Source organism: Hyalangium versicolor (assembly GCF_020103695.1).
Taxonomy (GTDB): domain Bacteria; phylum Myxococcota; class Myxococcia; order Myxococcales; family Myxococcaceae; genus Hyalangium; species Hyalangium versicolor.
Map to the genome: position 1 here is coordinate 76,310 of NZ_JAHXBF010000032.1, position 20,891 is coordinate 97,200.

A 20,891-nucleotide genomic window follows, 5' to 3' on the forward strand; every position below is an offset into this window, starting at 1 on the left:
GCCCTCAGAAGGGGAGACCGCTGGTCTCTACGGTGAGTTCGCCGCGATTGATGCTGACGATGAGCTTCTGGGTCAGTGCCTGTCGCTGGGAAGGAGTCAGCTCGGGGAAGAGGCTTCGCAGCTCCTCCGCCTGCGTATCCCCCCAGCGTCTCGTGCGCAGGGCCTCATCCAGGAGGCGCTGCCCCTGCTCCAGGGTTGCCAGGGTTTGAGGCAGCACCACTTCCTGGGGCGGCACAGTCTCAGCAGCCTTCTCGGGGGGAGATGGCTCCATCCCGGTGCTGCATTCCTCTCGGAGCGCCTGCCGGATCTCCGTGCGCAGCGCCGAGAGATCCGGAGCGGGCGCACTGACGACACAGCGCGCCTGCCCCTGCGACATGGCCAACCGTGCGGGCAGTGCGTCGATCCGGGCGCTCAACTGCTCCAGCGCCTCCGGTGAAGAAGAGGATCCACCGGCGAGCGGGTTCGCGAACCACGAGGTGCCGTAGCCCAGCACCCACCCGAGCACGAGCACGGGTGGGATCCACACCTTGGAGGAAGCCATGGAGCACACACCCTTAGAGGGTCTTGGTCTCGTACTGCGAGTAGGTACCCACGGTCAGTGCGGTGCAGGTGCCCGCGCCATCCCAGGAGAAGGAGATATACGAGTCCGAGTTGAGTGAGTGCAGCGCCTCGATGAAGGCCGGGTTCCCCGAGGTGCAGGACACGGTGACGTTGCTGGAGTTGCGCGCCGAGCAGGTCATCCACGCGGAGCTGGTTCCCGTACCGGGAGTACCGCCGACGGAGGCCGCGCACCCGAGGAACTGGTAGGTGTCGGTGCTGCTCCGGGCGGTGCCCATGAGTCCCTGGGCGGAGCCGCCGGAACCCGAGAAGACGATCGAGACATTCGTGCGGGACTTGGAACCCGCCCAGGCGGCGGGGCTCACCATCATCATCACGGCCAGTGCTCCACCCAGCGTGTTTCGCGGAAGGCTCTTCATGGTTTTTCCTTGGAGGGGTCATCGTCCAGGATGGACAGAGCTTTGAAGAGCAATGGAGATGCCAGACACGGAGCGCTCGCTGCGCCTGTGCTTCTCGGAAGAACCGTTGCGGACTGCCATGGAAATGGGGAGACACAGCGCTGCAAAATGCAGCGCGCCTCCGCGCCGGACGGACGGGACCGTGACTCTCAGGCGCGCAGGACGGTGATCGGGCGGCCCGAGGGGGCCTGGGCCTGTTCGAAGCGGATCCTCGACTCGGAACGTCGCGCCTGCTGTCGGCGATCGAAGATGACGAGCACTCCCTCACCCAGGCCCAGGCGTTCCAGATAGGCGTCGAGCTGGGTGAGGCCCTTGTTCAGAGGGTCTGCTTCATTGTCCCTCCACACCTTCAACTCCAGGGCATGACGCTGCCAGTGACGCTGGGTACCCTCTGAGTAGGGCCAGCGCACGAGCAGATCGATCCTGCCTCGGCCCACGCCATACTCCCGGTCCACGAAGCCGCCGCCATTGATGACGCGCTGAAGGAAGGCCATGAGCACGAGCTGAGGTGCCGCCTCGTGGTAGGGGACACCCGCTGCCAGCACCTCGCCATGTTCCTGCCAGAAGGCCGCGAACTCCCGCAGCAGCTTCTCGAAGTCCAGGCGGCCATCGGGGAGCACGAAGCTCCTGGGTTCCGCCAGGACCTTGGACTCAGGACCCGATGCCAGTACTCGGGCGATGACCTCGTGGTAGATGGGGTTGGCCACACGCACCGGGTTGTTGGGAGCGCACAGGCCCAGATCCCTCACGTATTGCAGGTCGTCCAGATAGGAGTCGCCCTCGGTGCCCAGTGTGCCGGCGAGCACCGGTTCGAGGATGCTGCGCACCCGCGGCTCATTGAGGCGAGCCACCAGCGAGTCCAGGTGGGTGGCTCGCTCGAGGATGAGCCGCTCCTTGGCCGTCTCTATGTGCTCGACCATGATGGGCTCGCTGGCGGGCACCGCCATCCTCTCGATGATCTCGCGAGCCAGCGCGTTGACCAGCCAGGGTTGCCCCCGGGTCAGTTCGAAGGCACGAGCCAAGGCTTCGGGAGTGAAGACCTGCCCGGTGTCCGCCGTGTGTTGGGCGTACAGTTCCGCCACTTCCTCCCGGGTGAAATCGCCCAGGCGGAGTGACTCCAACTTGATATTGAAGGGGCTGGCCGTGCCCAGCCGATTCGGGTCGCCCCCACTGGCGGCCTTGTAGTCGCGCACGTCGCGCAGGCCACAGAGGGCCACAGACGCCGGGAAGGCAGTAGGACGGTCCGAAAAGCCAGCGCGAAGCTGGCGCAGCACGCTGATGAGGCTCTGGCCGCGCAAGGCGTCGATCTCATCGAAGAAGAGCACCAGCGGCTGGGGGCAGAAGCGCGCCCAAGCAGAGAGGTTCGTCAACAGCAGGCCCTCGTCCCCCTCGAACGTGAACGGTGGCGGGCGCAGTGGAGGTGGAAGTGCCAGCTCGGCACGCCGATACACCTCACGAAGGATGGAACGCTGGGCCGAGCCAAAATCGTCGCCGGAGGCCTCGCCTACTTCGCATGAGAAGTAGAGCGCGGCGTAGCGCCCGGAGGCCGTGAGCCCTTCAGCCAGGGCCCGGATCGCCGTGGTCTTCCCTGTCTGCCGGGGCGCGTGCACGACGAAGTAGCCCATCTGCTCGACGAGCCCAGGGACTTCAGGAAGCCTGCGCTCGGCAGGAATCATGTAGTGCCAGTCCGGGCGGCAAGGACCAGCCGTGTTGAAGCGACGCGGCATCACCGAACCCTGCATCGGCCAGAGCGCCCGCGCAAGGAGCGCATGCCCTGGGCAAGGCGGTGGTTCGGCTCCTGGAGAAGGAGACTCCCACTGGCGCTGGAGAAACGCTCGATATCGAGCGGATGCGCCAGCGCGTGCTCACATTCTGGAGCAGAGGGGTGGGATTCTTCTCCCCGTCAGGGTAGGGGACAGGCCTGGTTCCTCCGGCGCATCCCCCTGTTTCGCGCGCATCTACTTCGTCCATGAGTTCTTCCGAGCCCGAGAACGAACAGGCCCCTCAGTCCGGCCGCGAGTCGGCCGAGAATCGTCTCCAGGAGCGAGGAGCTCTCCTGCGCCTCGCCCAGGAGGCAGGAGGTGTCGGGGTCTTCACCTTGGACATCTCCTCCCAGATGATGACCGTGACCCCCGAGTTCTGCCGGCTGTTCGGCATCGAACTCCAGGAGGTGCTGCAAGTGTCCCAGATCGAGGCGCTCGTCGTGCCCGACGATCGGGACGTCGCCTCGACTCCGGAGTCGCGAGCCCTTGGACGCTCGCGGCTGGTCGTCGAGTACCGCATCCGCAGGCCTGGGACTGGCGAGCTGCGATGGATCTCCCGACGCGCCGAGTTCGTCCGGGATGCTCAGGGCAAGCCCGTGCAGCTCATTGGAGTCGTGCACGACACGACCGAGCGCAGGCTGGCCGAAGATGCCCTGCGCGAGGCCAACGAGCGCATCCAACTCGCCCTGAATGCAGGAGCCGTGGTTGGCACATGGGTGTGGGAGATCCCCAAGGACCGGTTCACTGCCGACGAGCGCTTCGCGAGATCCTTCTCCATTACGTCCCAGGAGGCGGCCCAGGGAGTCCCCCTCAGTCTGGTCATCGGCTCCATCCACCCGGAGGACCGCCCCCGGATCGAAGCGCTGATCGCTCGGATGCTCGCGACCGGTGGCCCCTACCGGGCCGAATACCGCGTCCGGCAGCTCGATGGTGCCTACCGCTGGCTCGAGGCCAACGGCCACTGTGAGCTCTCGGCTGAGGGCAAGCCTCTTCGCTTTCCCGGGGTGCTGCTCGACGTCCACGAGCGGAAGAAGGCGGAGCTGCGTCAGGCCGCGCTTGTCGAGTTGGGTGACCGGCTCAGGGAGTTGGGAAACACCTCCGCCATCGCGGGCGCCGCCATGGAGATCATCGGACGGCTCTTTGGCGTGCTGCGGGCAGGCTATGGCACCGTCGACGCGTCCCAGGAGTACGTGGAGATCGAGCGGGACTGGCGCTCGGGCTCGGACGTCATCGACGTGTCGGGACGGCATCGGTTCGCGGACTACGGCGTCTATCTCGAGAACCTCCGGCGGGGCGAGACGGTCATCACCCGGGACATTGAGAAGGATCCGACGACCGTCATGAAGGCGAGCAATCTCCGGGAGCTCGGCATCCGGAGCATGCTCACCGTGCCGCTGCGCGAGCAGGGACGCTTGGTGGCTGTCCTGTACCTCCATGACAGCGAGGTTCGCGACTGGTCCCACGACGAGATCACCTTCGTTCGCAACGTCGCCGACCGCATCTGGTCGGCGAGCGAGCGCATCAAGGCGGTGGAGGGGCTGCGGCAGGCCAATGCGCAGCTCGCCCAGCGCGTCGAGCAACGCACGCGCGAGCGCGATCGCATCTGGAACTTCTCGCAGGACCTGCTGCTGGTGGCGGACTTCGAGGGCCGGTTCATCAGCGTCAACCCCGCGTGGACCCAGGTGCTGGGTTGGACCGAGGAAGAGCTGGTGGGAAGGACCTCGTCCTGGCTCGAGGAGCCCGAAGGGCACGCGAGGACGCGAGCCGAGGTGGATCGATTGGTTGGAGGCAGCCGGACGTTGCGCTTCGAGAACTCCTTCCGGCACAAGAACGGCTCCTTCCGAGTCCTCTCGTGGACAGCCGTCCCGGCTTCCGAAGAGGGAGTGCTCTACGCCGTCGCGCGGGACATCACCGACCAGCGGCAGACGGAGGAGCAGCTCCGCCAGGCGCAGAAGATGGAGGCCATTGGCCAGCTCACCGGCGGCGTGGCGCACGACTTCAACAACCTGCTCCAGGTCGTCAGCGGCAACCTCCAGCTCCTGCAGCGAGACGTGGCCGGCAACGAGCGCGCCATGCGGCGGGTGCGGACGGCGGCCAGCGCCGTCGACCGAGGAGCCAAGCTCGCTGCCCAGCTGCTCGCGTTCTCTCGCCGCCAGCCCCTCGAGCCCCTTGTCCTCAACCTGGGCCGGCTGGTGCGCGGCATGGACGAGCTGCTGCGCCGCACCCTGGGAGAGGACATCGAGGTGGAGACCGTCTCCTCGGGAGGGCTGTGGAACACTCTCGTCGATCCCAACCAGCTGGAGAACGTCATCCTCAACCTGGCCATCAATGCCCGGGATGCCATGGAGGGCGCCGGCAAGCTGACGATCGAGGTCAGCAATGCCATGCTCGACGACCACTACGCCCAGCTGAACCCGGACGTCGTGCCCGGCCAGTACGTGCTCCTGGCCGTCTCGGACACGGGCAGTGGCATGACGCCAGAAGTGCTCAAGCGCGCCTTCGAGCCATTCTTCACCACCAAGCCCGAGGGCCGAGGTACGGGACTGGGCTTGAGCATGGTCTACGGCTTCGTCCGTCAGAGCGGCGGCCACGTGAAGATCTACAGCGAGCTCGGTCACGGCACGACCATCAAGATCTACATGCCCCGCTCGTTGCAGGCCGAGGTGGAGCCCAACGAGCACCTCACGGGACCCATCGAGGGAGGCGAGGAGACCATCCTGGTGGTGGAGGACGACGCCGAGGTGCGCGCCACGGTGGTGGAGATGCTCGGCGAGCTGGGCTATCGCGTGCTCAAAGCGGTCGATGGCCAGGGCGCCCTGGCGATCATCCAGAGCGGTGTGCCGGTGGACCTGGTGTTCACCGACGTGGTGATGCCCGGTCCCGTGCGCAGCACCGAGCTGGCGCGGCAGGCCAAGGCACTGCTGCCGGATGTCGAGGTGCTCTTCACCTCGGGCTACACCGAGAACGCCATCGTGCACGGAGGGCGGCTCGATCCCGGGGTCCATCTGCTGAGCAAGCCTCATCGCCGGGAGGATCTGGCGCGCAAGGTGCGGCACCTGCTGAACAACCGCGAGCAGCGCCTGGCCACCAGGGAGGCCGCGGCGCGGGCTCGTGCTCAGCCCGATCGGGCGCCAGGGGCGGGCGGGGCGCGAAGGTTGCGCGTGCTGCTGGTGGAGGATGACGAGGAGATCCGAGCGTCAGCCGCCGAGCTGCTGGAGCTCCTCGGGCATGACGTGGTGGAGGTGGGGAGCGCGGAGGCGGCGCAGGGGGCACTGGCGGCTGGCCCGGTCGATGTGCTGTTCACGGACGTCTCGCTGCCGGGCATCTCGGGACTGGAGCTGGCACGAGAGGCGGTGAAGAGCAGGCCGGGCCTGAGGATCATCATCGCCTCGGGCCACGGAGCCGCTGTGACGATGGGAGAGGTGGGGCGGATCGATGGGGCAAGGGTTCTGCCCAAGCCCTATGCGCTGGACCAGCTCCGCAAGGTGCTCGAACAGGTGCTGGACGCGCAGTGAATCCTTGGGTTCTACCCGAGCCTGCCTGCACGTCGCGGCTCACAGCGCCGCGGACTCGGTGAACTCCACGTGAGCACCCGAGGCGCGCGCCCCGAGCGCCTTGCGGAACCACGCGAGCGTCTCCGCGAGCCCCTGCTCCAAGGAGACCCGGGGCTCCCAGTCCAGGAGCATGCGGGCCCGGGTGATATCCGGTGGGCGCTGCTTCGGCTCGTCCTTGGGTAGCGGCTGGAAGAGGATGCGCCCGCCACCACCGGCTGTGGTGCGGACTGCTTCCGCGAACTCGAAAATGGTCAGCTCCCGAGGGTTGCCGATGTTCACCGGCAGGGTGACGTTGGACAGGGCCAGCCGCACCAGCCCGTCGATGAGGTCGCTCACGTAGCAGAACGAGCGCTTCTGCGAGCCATCGCCGAACACGGTGAAGTCCTCGCCCTGCAGCGCCTGGCCCACGAAGACAGGCACCACGCGCTCGTCATCCAGCCGCATTCTCGGCCCATAGGTATTGAAGATGCGAGCCATCCGGGTCCGCACGCCATGGACGCGGTGGTACGCCATGACGAGGGTCTCGCCATAGCGCCTGGCCTCGTCGCACACCGAGCGTGGCCCGATGGGGTTCACGTTGCCCCAGGAGCCCTCCTGCTGTGGGGGCATGAGCGGATCCCCATGGATCTCCGACGTGGAGGCCTGGAGGAACACGGCGCCCTTCTCCCGTGCCAGCCGCAGGCCATTCTCCGTGCCAATCGAGCCCACCCGCAGCGTCTCGATGGGCAATTGAGCGTAGTCGCTGGGAGAGGCCGGCGAGGTCATGTTGAAGACGTAGTGCACCGGGCCTCCGATGCGGATGGGCTCGGTGATGTCGTGCCGCACGGACATGAAGCTCCCGAGCAACGACAGCTCGGCCACGTTGCGGGGAGTCCCCGTGAGGAAGTTGTCCAGGCTGACGACTTCCTCCGCGCCGTCCCGCAACAGCCGCTCGCACAGGTGGGAGCCGAGGAAGCCAGCGCCGCCGAGAACCACGACCCTCTTGCCCTGGAAGTTGCTCATGCACACAACTTCAGGCGTCACCCGCGGAGCGAGAAGCGGCCTGGGACCTCCGTACGAGGCCACTTTCCGTTCGCGGACTGCGGCGAGGCAGCCCTGTCATCCAGTTGTCGGAGACGTGGTTCTTCCGGGCATGTTGGCGCGGGAGCGCCGTGCGGAGAGGACGCCGGTTGAAGACCGGTGTCCCCCGGGGCATTCTCGCGAGCCCTTTGTGTTTGGAGCCCCGCGTGTCGACGCCCCTGATGACCGAAGACGAAGTCGAGAACCTCTCGCAGGCCACCGCCGACGCGCTCGCGAAGGTCGACTACGACATCACCCGCTGGAGGGAAGCGGGGGCCGTCAGCCCGGGAGTGGTGGCCCTGCTCTACGCTTGGTTCTCCAACGAGGTGTACCGCAATGGGGTCTCGGGCTGGGTGAGCAATGGCTACACGAAGCACGGAGAGCACCGGGTGCTCGCGGCGCTCACCCGCATGCACGCCGAGTTGGATCCCGACATGGCGTCGGTGCTGCTGGAGACCTTCCACGCGGTCGAGCGCTGCAACGGAGAGCCCGGTGCCCTCCCGCGTCACCTCGACGCGCTGCTCTGGGAACGCCCGATGAAGCGGGTCCGGTTCGGGCTGTCGGTGGCGGCCCGCTGGGATGCCGAGTCCGATCCGTTCACCCTCACGCCCCAATGGGATCCTCCACGCTCGGTGCTGGCTCCCACGGAAGGCCCGGTGCGCTACCCGAGCGTGGCCGTCGGCCTCACCCCGCGAGGCGAGCAGCTCGACGTGCGGATGGAGGACTTCGACTCCTTCGACTTCCTGAGCGTCATGGGAGTCGTCACGCGCGGGCTATGGCGAGCCGGAGCCTCGGACGAGGAGCTGGCTCGCTTTCTCGATGAGGCCAAGGACGAACGCAAGCGCCTGGGCGAGGTCTGCGCACGCTGGATCTCCTTCGACGGGGACGGTGGCGACGCAGCGCGGCTGCAGCGTATCCACGATACGTTGCACCCGCCCGACCCGCTGCTCGCCTGGTTCCCCGAGGTGAAGGAGTGGCACGGCCTCTTCTGCCTGCCCAAGGACTTCGTCGACCGGATCCGGCAGAGAATGAAGGATACGAGCTACGATGAGCTGGAGCAGCCCGCGGCCGGGTTGCTGGATGCGCTCCGGTCCTCGCTCCGCTGGGACCCGGACGCCATCGGTGTACTCCAGGGAGCCAGTCTCTCACCCTCCGATGGCGACGTCTTCGAGATGCTGCTCCAAGCATCTTTGACAGGCCATCGGATGATCATCTTTGGCCTGAGCGACGCCGCGAGGCAGGCGTTCCAGGTTCATGCCTCGCGGTTCCAGCAGGTGGTGTACGTGCCCTCCCTGGCCTGAGCCTCTGGCTCGCAGCCTCGCCGTCACTCGGTGACGGTGAACCGCACAGGGATCGTCTGGGGAACGTAGTTGCGGCCCACCAGCGTGACGGTCGCCTCGTACGTTCCAGGGGGCACCTTGCCCTGGACGATGACGTGGAAGCGGCTGACCGTTCCCGCCTTCACCCAGACGGGGTAGGCCTCGGGGCATGTCGAGAACAGGCACACGATCGCCTCCCCGATGGCGATGAAGGGCGACAGGGGCGCGAGCCCGATGGCCAGGAACGGAGCAATGATCCCGGAGTCTTCCACCGTCGCCCAGAGCTGCCCGAGGTAGGTCGGCGCGTCATCCAGCGCGACACTGACCGCCTCCTTGCCGCTGCCAGTGACCTGGAGCGCGGAGAGCACCGCATCGCCCTTCAGCCCCTTCTCCCGGTACACCACGGGGATCAGCGTGCGCTGACTCTGCTTCACCGTGACGTCCTTCGTATCGAAGGCAAGCTCCAACTCGGGCTGGATGAGCATGCTCTCGTCCTGCATCACCGCCTGCGTGAGCTGGAACGAGCCCTCGCTGTTCGCGCTGCCGGGACGGAGCGTCATCTCGCCCTGGCGGCCCGTGATCATGCTGGGCTGCGCCGAGAGCGCCTGCAGGTCCGTCGAGGTGAAGGCTCCGGTCTGTACTTCCCCGCCGAGCGCGAACGAGGGGCTGTGGACGGTGCTCGACGCCACCTGGATGCGCGAGTCCGAGTCCCAGTACATCTTCGTCGCGGAGGCGAGGGAGACGCTCCCGGTGAGTGGGGTGGAGCCCGTGCTGGTCACGAATACGCCGCGGGTGAAGCCGGTGAGCGTCACGTTGCTGGCATGGATGAGCACGCCATCGGAGTAGGACAGGGAGGCTTGCGCATCGCTCCAGTCCGAGGGGAGCGTGATGGACGGGTCGAGACCGGTCATCCTGTCCTCGGTCGTGAGCTCGACCACGGGAGACGTGCTCCCGCTCGGTGCCTGCGTGCTCGCCTTGGCGGAGGCGACGTCGACGGTTCCCAAGGTGCCGGAGGAGATCTCGATTCGAGCTCCCTCCAGCACGAGGAACCCCACCTCCGTGCCCACCTGGGCATCGGCGAAGTAGATGCAGCGCGGGTTCTTCGGGAGGAGGGGCGCGGGCACCAGCGTGCCCGGAGCGCTCACCTGCGCCTGTCCACCCGTGGCCGTGAGGTAGAGCGACGGGCCGGTGATGCTGACGGAGGTGGTGACACCGGTGGGCTTGTCCCTGACCGCCTGCCTCCAGCGCGACTCGAGCGAGTCGAGGGACTCTCCCTGCCTGCGGCTCTCGTTGTTGTCCTGCGGAGTCTCGGGGGGAGGGGGCGCATCGCCGTCACTGCCTCCTCCGCCACATCCGGCCTGAACAGCCAGGAAGACTGCGGCGAATGCCGCCGACAGGAACTTGCTCGAAAATCGCACGGTACCTCCGAGACGAGGGGGAGTGCTTCCTCGCCTTCTTGTCCGGAGGAGGACCTCGTGGATCTCGGGCGGGCGGTTCCGGGCTCGATGGTGTGCGCAGTGGTGCGTGCCAGTGCCACCTGGGGCCGCGCTGGCGTGCCATTCCTCCTGTAGACGCAGCTTCCGTGCCGTCCTTGAATCGCGGCCATGGTGCGCAAGCTGGGCGAGCAGCTGGTTTCGGATGGGGTCCTGACGCCAGAGCTGCTGGCCCGGGCGCTTGAGCGGCAGAAGGCGACGGGGCAGAAGCTCGGGGAGTGTCTGGTGCGGCTCGGGTTGGATGAGACGCCCGTGCTCCGCGTGCTCGCCCAGGAGTTCAAGACGCGCTTCGTGTCGACGGCGAAGCTGGCGCAGGTCCGGATCGAACCCGAGCTGATCGAGCGGGTGCCCGTGCGGCTCGCGGAGGGTTTCGACTTCGTGCCGCTGCGCGTCGATGAGTCGGGAGTCCTCTACATCGCCATCTCCGAGCCGCAGCGGCAGCGGGCCATCGAGGAGATCTGCCGCACCGTGGGCGTGGAGCGGGTGCTGCCCTTCGTGGCGGTGCGGCGATCGATTCGCGCGGCGATCCGCAAGCACTACTACGCGGATCCCCAGGCCTTCGAGCACATGCCGGACGACGATGCGTGCCCCCACTGTGGCGCGCCGATCCAGGCCGGAGACTTCCAGTGCGATCGTTGCGAGCTGCTCCTCGTTCGCAGCCCGGAGGATTTGCCTCCGCGGGACAACGTCTCCCTGGTGCGATCGCTGTTGTCGATCCCCGATCGCCAGCTGGCGCGTGAGGTGCCCTCGCCTCCACACCACGAGAAGACCCGTGTCGCCTCGTATTCGCTCGATGCGGTGGTTGCCGCGCAGATCCCGACCATCGCCGCGGGCCTGGACATCGCGGAGAAGGCGCTCAATCCGTTCGAGGCCTACATCCTCTCGTTCGTGGATGGGCGGACTTCCCTGGCAGACATCGCTCGTATCACCGCCCTGAGCGAGGTGGAACTGCACGCCATCTTCGAGTCGCTGAGCGAGCGCGGCATCACCCGGGTCACGAGCCCCAAACCCCCTTCCGCCAGGCGCAGCCCGCCCGCTCCGGAGAAGGGCAGTGCTCCTGCTCCGGCGCCCGCACCGGCTCAGGCCAAGAAGGCCGCCCCTGCTCGCGCGCAGGGGCAGCCGCCACCGCCTGCCAAGGAAGAGCGTCAGCCGGCCGCCGAGCCGCGGCCCGCGGACCGGAACGAAGATGTGACGCAAGGTGTGCTCCAGCTCGTCGTGCTGCTGGAGCGGAGCGGCAAGATCGATGAGGCCGTCGAAGTGCTCGATCGAGGCATCTCCCAGCTGCCCAAGCCCGCGCCGCTCTACAACCGGCTCGGGATGATCCTCCTGAACCAGCGGCGGGACTACGCCAAGGCCATGGAGCTCTTCCAGAAGGCGGCGGATCTCGACCCGGACAACACGACCTACATGATGAACCTCTACACCGTGCTCAGCCTCAAGGCCGATGCAACCAACCCCGGGAAGCGGAAAGCAAAGCGGTGAGGCGGACGCCGGGATAATAAGGGCGCCATGCGAACCCTCATCCTGGTTGCCTGTCTCTCCCTGGCTGGATGTGCCCACGCTCCGGCCTCGGATTCCTCCACTGCGGCCCCTGGCCTCTCGGCCGCCGCCGCCCAAGCCATCGTCGATGCTCCCGACCGCACCGAAGCGGACCGGGCCCTTGACGCGGGCCGTCATCCCGCGGCGCTTCTCGAGTTCGTGGGCGCCGGTCCCGGCATGAAGGTGGCCGAGCTGATGGCCGGTGGCGGATACACGACCGAATTGCTGGCCCGCGCCGTGGGGCCCACGGGCACGGTCTACGGTCAGAACCCCAAGCTCGTTCTCGAGAAGTTCGCCGAGAAGCCCTGGAGCGAGCGGCTGGCGCGCCCGGTGAACGCCAAGGTAGTGCGTTCCGATCGCGAGTTCGAGGAGCCGCTGCCGCCCGAGGTGACGGACCTGGACGCGGTGGTGAGCAACATCATCTATCACGACACCGTGTGGCTGAACGCGGACCGCGCGAAGATGAACGCGGCCATCTTCCGGGCGCTCAAGCCGGGTGGCGTGTACGTGGTCATCGACTCCAGCGCGAAGCCCGGCTCGGGCGTGAGCGATGCCCAGACGCTGCACCGCATCGACGAGCAGACCGTCAAGGACGAGGTGCTCGCCGCGGGCTTCCAGCTCGCCGGGCAGAGCGACGTGTGGCGCAATCCGCAGGACACGCGCGACTGGAACTCCAGCCCGATGGCCGCGGGCGAGCGCCGCGGCACCAGCGACCGGTTCGCGCTGAAGTTCGTCAAGCCGCGCTGAGCGGCTGCTCCTACTTCCCGCCCTGCTCCCGGGCCGTCTTCAGGGCTCGGGTCCACCAGACGAGCTGATCGAGGAATCGCTCGGTGTTGGCCTTGAGCGGCGCGTAGGCATCCGGCTTCCCGCTGGTGATGGCGGAGTACACGTCGGTGGGAATGTGAAGGGCGGGGCGGATGGGCGCCATCTCCAGCTCGATGGCGACCAGCCGCAGTTGCTCGATGGCGCGAGCACCGCCGACGCCGCCATAGCCGATGAACCCGACCGGCTTCCGGTTCCACTCCGGGTAGATGTGGTCCAGCGCGTTCTTGAGGACGGCCGAGTACCCGTGGTTGTACTCGGGCGAGACCATGATGTAGCCGTCCGCCTCGGTGATCTTCCTGGCCCACTGGGCGACAACCTCGTTCGGGTACTTGCCCTGCATGCGCGCTGGAGCCATGGACTCGGCGAAGAAGGGCATCGGATAGTCCCGGAGGTCGAGCAGTTCGACGTCGAGTCCCTCGCGCTTGCGGGCCTCCTCGGCGATCCACTGCGCGGGTTTCTCGGCGAAGCGGTTCGGGCGGACGCTGCCGATGATGACCTGGATTTTCATGGGGGGATCCTCGCACAGGACGAGGGCCCTGGTGAGGCCACTGACGACGCGGGTTCAGCTCCTTAGGGACACGAACTCCTCTGCTCGGCGCGTGGTGGTGGCCACGAGGATCTCCTCTCCGACGCGGAAGAAGTCATCCGGGCCCTTCCAGTCATCGCTGAGGACGGGGATGCCACACGCGGCGGCCTCGAAGAGGCGCCCGGAGGGGCAGTAGCCCAGCTCCGCCATGGGGCCTCGCGTCACCTCGGTGGCCTTGGTCGACGAGCGCGGAGATGAGTCCGCGCCAGAGCGTGGCGTGGTCGTTGCCCCAGGAGGAGCTGACCGTGAGCCCGAAGATGACGAACTTCATGCGGCACCCTCCCTCCAGGCCGGGTGGGCGGAACGCAGCCGCTCGTCGAGCAGTGCTCTCACACCAGGAGGCAGGCGCATCTGCCCCAGGCGCGCGTGCTGTTCGGGCCGCAGCCGGGCGAGCGTGGAGGCGACCTTGCGGCGGGTGTGCTCCGGGCTGAAGTAGCGGATGAAGCCGGAGGAGTTGAGCGAGAAGAAGGACAGCGCATCCGCGTCGTTGATCAGCGCCAGTGCGGAGTCCTCGCCTGGGCGCTCGTGACGGGTGATGAGCCAATGCACCCGCTCACAGGTGACGGCGTCCACTTGCAGCTCTTCCAGGAGCGCGCAGGTGAGCTCGGCGCCGAGGGCCGCATGGGCATCCTTGAAGATCTGGGAGTCCTCCGCCTCGTGTTCCACCCGAACCTTGGCCTCGGAGAGCAGGCGCTCCACGTCATGGAAGAGGGCGGCCACCTGCACGGCGAGGTCCGCGTTGGGAGCGAGGCGCAGCACCCATTGCCATGCGTCCAGCGCGTGCTGGTAGTCCGCGCGGACCAGCGGCTTGTTCAGATCGTGCAGGGCGCGGTGCCGCTCGAGGATTCGGTTGAACAGCTCTCCCGAGGAGGCCGCATTGCGCCGGCCGATGAGGCCCTGGTAGCGCGTGAGGATCTCCAGCGCGGCGTGAGCGAGCGGCTCACCGCATGCGCCCACCAGGTGGAGCGCGAGGTTCTCGGCGCTCGCTGCCGAGAAGACACGGTGATCCCAGGAGAAGGGATCGAAGCCGGGCGCCTGCCATTCCTCGACGTCGAGGTAGAGCACCTGAGAGCCCTCGCCTGACGCGAGGGGAAGCACGGCGATGGTGGGGAACTCCGCAGCCAACAGCGTCCAGCCCGCCCCACCGCGCGAGCTGGTATCGATTTCGGACAGCAAGAGCTGTCGCAGCATCCCGCCTCCCCATGAGGCCCATCCAGGGCCGACCATCGCGCATCGTGGTGGCTCCCACCTGAGGCCACTACTGGAGCCCCGGACAGGACGTCCGTGACTCACCTCACAGATGCTGGTTGTTGCGGCGTTATGAAACAGTCGTAGGAGAACGCGACAACAGGCTGTCCATGGGCGAGCGCCATATCCTGGATGAGCCCACCTCCGCGCTCGACGCGGAGTCCGAGGCGCTGGTTCAGGAGGCGCGCAGCCGGCTGATGAAGGGCCGCACCACCTTCGCCATGGCCCACCAGCGCTCCACCGTGGTGGAGGCCGACCACATCCTTGACCTCAAGGGGGGGGCATCAGCGTGGCAGAGGGAGACCACGCATGCCTCATGGCGCTGGCCGGCTGCGATGCCTCGCGGGTGCGAAGGCAGATGAGCGGCCCGTTGTCGGCAGGCTCGCTCATCGCCAAGTCAGCGTCTCGAGAAGTCAAGGGTGCGGCTTGAGCCTCGGACTCCGCGTCACAGGCTCTGGGTCACAGCGCCCCGTCGCGGCTGGCCTGGAGGAGAGCCTGGACCATGCGGCTCATCTTCTCCGCCGAGCTGGCCAGGCTCTCCGCGGCGGAGATATCCGTGGGATCGCTGCTCGCCTCCCGGAGCTGCTGAGCCAGCCCCTCGGCGGAGAACCTGATCACACTCAACGGAAGGTGGAGCTGGGTCGCGATGAACTCCAGCGAGTCATCCCACTCATGCTCATCAGGCAATGAGCGGTCGCCTGCCATCCAGGTCGTCTCCATCGGTCTTCTCCCCCCCAGCCGGGCAGACCCTCGCGGGGCTGACCCTGCATGGATGTGTCGTCGCGAAACACCACGCTGTCGCGAAATGCTGCGAGGCGAGATCATCCACTGGATTCGTCCGGGAGAGACTCACCCCCCGGGGCATGTCATACCCATACCCACGCCAATGGAGCGTGGGCAGGCCCGGCGGGCTGCTCAGGCCGTGCGCTCGGCCATCGGCGCGGGCAGGGAGCGGCTGCTGCGGAGGGGTGGGCGCATGCCGGCGCGGCACGCGAGTACGGCCAGCTCCGTGCGGTTCTCCGCATTGAAGAGCGACAGCAGGGCAGAGACGTGGGCCTTCACGGCCCGCTCGGAGATACCCAGGTTCGCCGCGATCTTCAGGTTGTCCGAGCCGGTGGACAGGAAGCCCAGCACGTCCCGCTGCCGAGGCGTCAGCATGGACCAGAGCTTGCGCTGGTGCTGGGCCTCGGGAGAGAGCTGAATCGGAGCGGATGCCTGCTCGGCCTTCTGCGCCAGGCTCGTCACCGCCTGGAGCACCTGCGCCTGGGTGTTGGGGAGGGTCATGGCGGCCTCGGCGTCCGCGGGGAGCACGCTCGCCTGCAGCGCCGTTCCGATGATGACCACCGTCGTCCCAGGGGCCCGGTGGCGGAACTCCCGCAGCAGCGGGAACGGATCGTCCGCACCGTGATCCATGTCGATGAGCACCAGCTGCGGGGGGCCGCCTGCCAGAGCGCTCAGGAGCTCCGCGGACGAGCGGTACTCAGAGATCCGGTGGATGCCCTGGGATTGGAGGAGCTGGGAGACTCCCTCTCGAAACAGGTTCTGATCAGACAGAATGGCAATGCTTGGTTCACTCACGGTGGGCTTCCTTTCCGCCGTGAGGTTCTGCAAGCCCTGTTCCCATGGGAGCAGACGGGATCCAGTGTGGATGAAGCGCAAGTTCTGCGCGTTGTTCCGGCCCCCCGCAAATCGTGCGCCTGTTTTTGCCTGAAATTCCGTTTCCCAAGCGGTGATCGAGCCTGACGAGCGCGCTGCCACCTGCTCATCCGCCCTGTCAGGTCCCTCCCGTGCTGCCTACCTGACGGGTTCCCAAGCGGGAATCAATGGGACTTCGGTAGGAGGCTTCAGGGGACAAAAAGTCCTTTGGATTTGAGGGTTTGCCTGCTTCCGGGCACTGCCCACGTACCCAGGCGCGAGCGAGGGCTCCGGCACTACCCACCGCATGTATGCCTGCCTAGGTTCGGGCCCGATGCGTGGTTCAGAGGTGTGGGAGGCGACATGAAGAGCGGGCTCATCGTCATTACTGGCGGCGCGGGTTTCATCGGCTCCAACGTGGCCAGCAACTACCTGGCTGAGGGGCGGCGGGTGCTCGTGTTCGACAACCTCAGCCGGCCCGGGGTGGAGAAGAACCTGAGGTGGCTCCAGGAGCGGTACGGCGACAGGCTGCAGGTGGAGCCGGGAGATGTGCGGGACTTCCGGGGAGTGCTGCAGGCGGTCCGTGACGCGGATGAGGTGTTTCACTTCGCCGCGCAGGTGGCCGTCACGACCAGCCTGGACAATCCGCTCCAGGACTTCGAGGTGAACGCGCGCGGCACGCTCAACGTGTTGGAGGCGCTGAGGACCTCGAACCCGGAGGCGTCGCTCGTCTTCACGTCGACGAACAAGGTGTATGGCGGGCTGCGGGGCCAGCGCTTCGTGGCCGAGGGGCGCCGCTATCAACCGTTGGACATGGGCACTCGCGCCGAGGGCATCAGCGAGCAGTGCCCGCTGGACTTCGAGAGCCCCTATGGGTGCTCGAAGGGGACGGCGGACCAGTACGTGCTGGACTACGCGCGCAGCGTCGGGCTGCGGGCCACGGTGTTCCGCATGAGCTGCATCTACGGGCCGCGGCAGTTCGGCACCGAGGATCAGGGTTGGGTGGCGCACTTCCTCATCCAGACGCTGAAGCGCCAGCCCATCACCCTGTACGGAGATGGGATGCAGGTGCGGGACATCCTCTTCGTGGAGGACCTGGTGCGCGCCTTCCGGGCGGCCCAGTCGCGGATGGACAAGGTGTCCGGCCAGGCCTTCAACATCGGCGGTGGGCCTTCGCGCACGGTGAGCCTGCTGGAGCTGCTTGATCTGATCGAGGAGCTCACCGGGCAGCGGCCCGAGGTGTCCTTCGAGCAGTGGCGGACCGGAGACCAGCGCTACTACGTGTCCGATACGCGGAAGTTCCAGGCGGCTACGGGCTGGGCGCCCCGGGTGGGCGTGAACGAGGGTGTGAAGCGGCTCCTGCCGTGGCTCGAGGAGATGCTGGAAGGCCCGGCATCCCGGCACTCCGTCCCCCTGAGAGAGCCTGTTGAGCCCCTTGTTGGATAGCGCCGAGCCGCACCCTCAACCCACGCTGTGAGTCTGCCCATGAGAGTCGTCCTCTTCTGTCATTCCCTGTTGTCCGACTGGAACCACGGCAACGCCCACTTCCTGCGAGGCATCGTCACGGAGCTGTGCGAGCAGGGCCATGACGTCAGCGTCTACGAGCCCCTCGATGCCTGGAGTCTGCAGAACCTCCTGGCCGAGCCTCGGGGGCTGGTGGCGCTGGACGGGGTCCGGTCCGTCTACCCCTGGGTTCGTCCCCACCGGTACACCCTGGACACGCTGAACCTGGAGCGCACCGTCGATGGCGCGGACCTGGTGATCGTCCACGAGTGGAGCACGCCCGAGCTGGTGCGGCGCCTGGGCGAGCTCCGTGCGAAGGGCGGGCGCTTCAGGCTGCTCTTCCACGACACGCACCACCGCAGCGCCACCGCTCCCAAGGCGATGGCCCGGTACGCACTGGAGCACTACGACGGAGTGCTCGCCTTCGGGGAGGTCATCCGCCAGTTCTACGTCGCTCGGGGCTGGGCCCGTAACGCCTGGACCTGGCACGAGGCGGCCGACGTTCGGGTCTTCCGGCCCATGCCCACGATGGAGCAAGAGGAGGATCTCGTCTGGATTGGCAACTGGGGAGACGAGGAGCGCACGGCGGAGCTGCACGAGTTCCTCCTGCGCCCGGTGAAGGCGCTGGGCCTGCGGGCGAAGGTGCACGGCGTGCGCTATCCGGACACGGCGCTCGAGGCGCTGGCACGGGCGGGCATCACCTATGAGGGCTGGCTGCCCAACTACGAGGTGCCCGAGGCCTTCGCTCAGGCGAAGGTGACGGTGCACGTGCCTCGCCGGCCCTATGTCCAGGCGCTGCCGGGGATCCCCACCATCCGCCCCTTCGAGGCGTTGGCCTGCGGCATCCCCCTGGTGAGCGCGCCGTGGTGGGACGCGGAGGGGCTGTTCAAGCCGGGCCGGGACTTCCTGGTCGCTCAAACGGGTGCGGAGATGCAGCGCCTGCTGCGCATGCTGCTCGCGGATGAGGCGATGCGCCGGGAGATAGCCGATCGCGGGCGCCGCACGGTGCTGGCGCGGCACACCTGCGCCCACCGCGTGAGCGAGCTGATGATCATCTGCCGAGAGCTGGGGCTGGACACCCGGGCCACGGCGGCCCTGTCACAGGAGAGGGTCAGCGCCTGATGATGCCGCTGAGCCCTCTCGGCCGGTGGAGGGAGCTCAGCCCACCAGGGTCGTCTCGGTGGGAGCCACCACGGGCTCTCCGCGGGCGTGCAGGCGCGCGTGGTGGGCGTAGAGCAGCCGCCGGATCGCCGCGCGGGTGATGAGTCCGCAGGTGCTGCTGCCGGGGGCCTCCGCCACGGGCAGCGCATCCATGTCCTCGTGGTCCAGCATGTGGAGCGCGTGGGTGAGATCGCTCGTGGGTGAGAGCACGGGCATCTTGCGCGCCAGATCGCTCGCCACCAGCATGTCGTGCAGCGCCTGGTCCTTCCACACCTCGCGCATCTGCTCCACCTGGACGATGCCGTACACCCGCCCCTCCGCGTCCAGCACCGGCAGCGTCCCGCTCTCCGCAGCGAGCAACTGCTCCATCAGCGGCTCCAGGTGCAGGTTCGCCGGCACGGGTGTCGCCTCGATCATCAGCGCGCGCACCTGGGTGCTGGACAGCAGGTCCGCGTCGGTCTGCACCTTGGGTGTCTTGCGCTCGGTGAGGTAGTGGCAGAGCGCCGAGGCGATGCTGCACGTCACCATCAGCGGCAGGATGATGGTGTGGTCCGCGCTCAGCTCGTACACCATCATCATCCCCGTGAGCGGGCCTCGGGTGAGCGCCGCCACCGTGCCGCCCATGCCCACGATGGCGTAGGCGCCGCTCGGCGCCGTGCTCACTGGGAAGAGCATGTGAGCCAGCGTGCCGAACGCTCCTCCGGCCATCATGCCGATCAGCGCCGCCGGGAAGAAGGTGCCGCCCGAGCCCCCGCTGCCAATGGTGATCGCCGTGGCCACCAGCTTCAGGATGCATGCCGTGGCCAGGAATAGCAGGCTCAGCTTCCCCACCGAGGCCATAGGCAGGAAGTCGATGCCCGAGCCCCATACCGCCGGGTTCAGGAAGATGAGCAGGCCCGCGCACAGGCCTCCCAGCGCCGCGCGCATCGGCAGCGGGCGCTCGCCGAGCCACGGTGACAGCCGGCCCTTGCTCCGCCCCGCGAAGAAGTGCTCCACCCCGTGCAGCATCCGCACGAAGGCGAACGCCAGCAGGCCGCACAGCAGCCCCAGCAGCACGTAGAGCAGCACCTCCCAGCCGCTCATGAGCTGGTAGTCGAGCCGCGGAAGGATCGGTTCATGGCCCAGCACGCCCTGGCTCACCAGCGTGCCCGCCACGCTCGCCAGGATGATGGGGGAGAACACGCGCAGTTCGAACTCGCGCAGGATGATCTCCATCGCGAACACCGCGCCCGCGATGGGGGCGTTGAACGACGCGGAGATGCCTGCCCCCGCGCCGCACGCCATCAGGATGGACAGCTCCTTGCGGCTGAAGCCCAGCGTCCGCCCCACCGTGGAGGCGAAGGACGCGCCTCCGTAGACGATGGGGCCCTCGCGGCCCGCCGAGCCTCCACTGCCAATGGTGATGGCCGAGGCGACCAGCTTGAGCAGGCCCCGCTCCGCGGGCAGCTCTTCGCCGCCCCGCTTCACCGCGCGCACCACCTCGGGTACGCCGTGGCCGTGCGTCTCGGGCCGGTTGCGCAGCAGGTGGCCCACCGCGTAGCCACCCAGCGCCGGCGCCAGCAGCATCAGCCACCAGGGCATTGTCTCCAGCGTGCCTGGCAGTCCGCGCGGGTGCTGGAACATCGTGTTGATGGCCGCCAGCGCCACCAGGGGGTAGTAGAGCGACATCGCTCCCAGCACTAGCAGGGCCAGCAGGCGCAGCCGGCGCTTCACCTCGTCTCGGGGGCCTCCGGGCTCGATGATGCGCGAGAGCCCCAGCGTGCCGAACGCCAGCGGCACCGCGATGATGGCGTACTCCACGTGCCAGTTCGCCGACGAGAGTGCCTCCCACAGTGACTTGAGCTGGGCCACGGGGCGCAGTTGATGCGTCAGCTCCGCCATCCCCGCCGTGAGCCCACGCACCAGGTGGATCAAGTTGGAGAAGATGCCTGCCGCCAGCCCGCTGTAGAGCCCCACTACGGCCCCTGCCACGGGCAGTACCGAGGGTCCTGGCAGGCGCAACCGGTTGGAGGCCTGCAGCGTCGCGGAGATGAGCCGACGCGCAGCGGCGCGGAGCGCGGCGCGGGTGGGCAGCGCGATCCGCTTTGACGGAGGGTCGTCACTCATTGGGGCTCCTACTAAACCCCTCTGGCTCGGAGCGTTCAAGGAAGGACTCCGCGCCCGAGCGGTGGGCGTGAGCAGGCAACTCGC

General features: G+C 67.6%; 18 protein-coding genes. 7 read left to right on the plus strand and 11 right to left on the minus strand.

The features are described from left to right. Positions 1 to 4: 4 nt before the first annotated feature. The 3 genes from KY501_RS44505 to KY501_RS44515 all read right to left on the minus strand — a co-directional run bounded on the left by KY501_RS44505 (position 5) and on the right by KY501_RS44515 (position 2,692). Positions 5 to 541, minus strand: a complete 537-nt coding sequence (locus tag KY501_RS44505; RefSeq protein ID WP_224370648.1) for a hypothetical protein — start codon at positions 539 to 541, stop codon at positions 5 to 7. A 13-nt stretch (positions 542 to 554) separates the two neighbouring features. Further along, positions 555 to 977, minus strand: coding sequence for a hypothetical protein (locus KY501_RS44510; protein ID WP_224370650.1), 423 nt, complete (start codon positions 975 to 977; stop codon positions 555 to 557). A 188-nt stretch (positions 978 to 1,165) separates the two neighbouring features. Continuing rightward, positions 1,166 to 2,692, minus strand: coding sequence for a P-loop NTPase family protein (locus KY501_RS44515; RefSeq protein ID WP_304608713.1), 1,527 nt, complete (start codon positions 2,690 to 2,692; stop codon positions 1,166 to 1,168). A gap of 293 nt (positions 2,693 to 2,985) precedes the next feature. Here KY501_RS44515 and KY501_RS44520 point away from each other — a divergent pair, with 293 nt between their 5' ends. After that, positions 2,986 to 6,294: a PAS domain S-box protein gene (locus KY501_RS44520; protein WP_224370655.1), complete on the plus strand. Its 3,309-nt coding sequence runs from the start codon at positions 2,986 to 2,988 to the stop codon at positions 6,292 to 6,294. A 39-nt stretch (positions 6,295 to 6,333) separates the two neighbouring features. Here the strand turns inward: KY501_RS44520 and KY501_RS44525 are convergent, their stop codons facing one another. Beyond that, a complete protein-coding gene (locus KY501_RS44525; protein WP_224370657.1) occupies positions 6,334 to 7,335 on the minus strand; it encodes an NAD-dependent epimerase/dehydratase family protein in 1,002 nt (333 codons plus the stop codon). A 224-nt stretch (positions 7,336 to 7,559) separates the two neighbouring features. On the opposite strand from KY501_RS44525, the gene KY501_RS44530 reads away from it, so the two are divergent. Then, positions 7,560 to 8,693: a hypothetical protein gene (locus KY501_RS44530; protein ID WP_224370659.1), complete on the plus strand. Its 1,134-nt coding sequence runs from the start codon at positions 7,560 to 7,562 to the stop codon at positions 8,691 to 8,693. A gap of 23 nt (positions 8,694 to 8,716) precedes the next feature. On the opposite strand, the gene KY501_RS44535 is transcribed toward KY501_RS44530, so the two are convergent. Further along, positions 8,717 to 10,129: a hypothetical protein gene (locus KY501_RS44535; RefSeq protein WP_224370661.1), complete on the minus strand. Its 1,413-nt coding sequence runs from the start codon at positions 10,127 to 10,129 to the stop codon at positions 8,717 to 8,719. A gap of 186 nt (positions 10,130 to 10,315) precedes the next feature. On the opposite strand from KY501_RS44535, the gene KY501_RS44540 reads away from it, so the two are divergent. Both KY501_RS44540 and KY501_RS44545 read left to right on the plus strand, forming a co-directional pair. Next, the gene (locus KY501_RS44540) at positions 10,316 to 11,686 is read left to right on the plus strand and encodes a GspE/PulE/PilB domain-containing protein (protein ID WP_224370662.1); all 1,371 of its coding nucleotides are present in this window, start codon (positions 10,316 to 10,318) and stop codon (positions 11,684 to 11,686) included. A gap of 27 nt (positions 11,687 to 11,713) precedes the next feature. Beyond that, positions 11,714 to 12,490 (plus strand): class I SAM-dependent methyltransferase, encoded by a 777-nt coding sequence (locus KY501_RS44545; RefSeq protein ID WP_224370664.1) that lies wholly within the window; start codon positions 11,714 to 11,716, stop codon positions 12,488 to 12,490. 10 nt (positions 12,491 to 12,500) lie between these two features. On the opposite strand, the gene KY501_RS44550 is transcribed toward KY501_RS44545, so the two are convergent. The 3 genes from KY501_RS44550 to KY501_RS44560 form a co-directional block, all read right to left on the minus strand. Beyond that, entirely contained in the window at positions 12,501 to 13,076 is a 576-nt protein-coding gene (locus KY501_RS44550; protein ID WP_224370666.1) for an NADPH-dependent FMN reductase, read from the minus strand. A 54-nt stretch (positions 13,077 to 13,130) separates the two neighbouring features. Continuing rightward, positions 13,131 to 13,319, minus strand: a complete 189-nt coding sequence (locus KY501_RS44555; protein ID WP_444881619.1) for a glycosyltransferase family protein — start codon at positions 13,317 to 13,319, stop codon at positions 13,131 to 13,133. Positions 13,320 to 13,421: 102 nt separating this feature from the next. Further along, positions 13,422 to 14,345 carry a DUF4202 family protein gene (locus tag KY501_RS44560; protein ID WP_224370668.1) on the minus strand — a complete coding sequence of 308 codons (924 nt, stop codon included), beginning with the start codon at positions 14,343 to 14,345 and terminating at the stop codon, positions 13,422 to 13,424. Positions 14,346 to 14,512: 167 nt separating this feature from the next. On the opposite strand from KY501_RS44560, the gene KY501_RS44565 reads away from it, so the two are divergent. Continuing rightward, positions 14,513 to 14,764, plus strand: coding sequence for a hypothetical protein (locus KY501_RS44565; RefSeq protein WP_309243049.1), 252 nt, complete (start codon positions 14,513 to 14,515; stop codon positions 14,762 to 14,764). A 97-nt stretch (positions 14,765 to 14,861) separates the two neighbouring features. Here KY501_RS44565 and KY501_RS44570 read toward each other — a convergent pair whose 3' ends face one another. Next, complete coding sequence (locus KY501_RS44570) at positions 14,862 to 15,122, minus strand: hypothetical protein (RefSeq protein WP_224370670.1); 261 nt, start codon at positions 15,120 to 15,122, stop codon at positions 14,862 to 14,864. Between the two features lie 195 nt (positions 15,123 to 15,317). Continuing rightward, positions 15,318 to 15,980: a response regulator transcription factor gene (locus tag KY501_RS54115; protein ID WP_224370672.1), complete on the minus strand. Its 663-nt coding sequence runs from the start codon at positions 15,978 to 15,980 to the stop codon at positions 15,318 to 15,320. Between the two features lie 420 nt (positions 15,981 to 16,400). Here KY501_RS54115 and KY501_RS44580 point away from each other — a divergent pair, with 420 nt between their 5' ends. Further along, on the plus strand, positions 16,401 to 17,483 hold the full coding sequence (locus tag KY501_RS44580) for an NAD-dependent epimerase/dehydratase family protein (RefSeq protein ID WP_224370674.1): 1,083 nt from the start codon (positions 16,401 to 16,403) through the stop codon (positions 17,481 to 17,483). 39 nt (positions 17,484 to 17,522) lie between these two features. Continuing rightward, a complete protein-coding gene (locus KY501_RS44585; RefSeq protein WP_224370676.1) occupies positions 17,523 to 18,662 on the plus strand; it encodes a CgeB family protein in 1,140 nt (379 codons plus the stop codon). 36 nt (positions 18,663 to 18,698) lie between these two features. On the opposite strand, the gene KY501_RS44590 is transcribed toward KY501_RS44585, so the two are convergent. After that, positions 18,699 to 20,807: a chloride channel protein gene (locus tag KY501_RS44590; RefSeq protein WP_224370677.1), complete on the minus strand. Its 2,109-nt coding sequence runs from the start codon at positions 20,805 to 20,807 to the stop codon at positions 18,699 to 18,701. Positions 20,808 to 20,891: the final 84 nt, after the last annotated feature.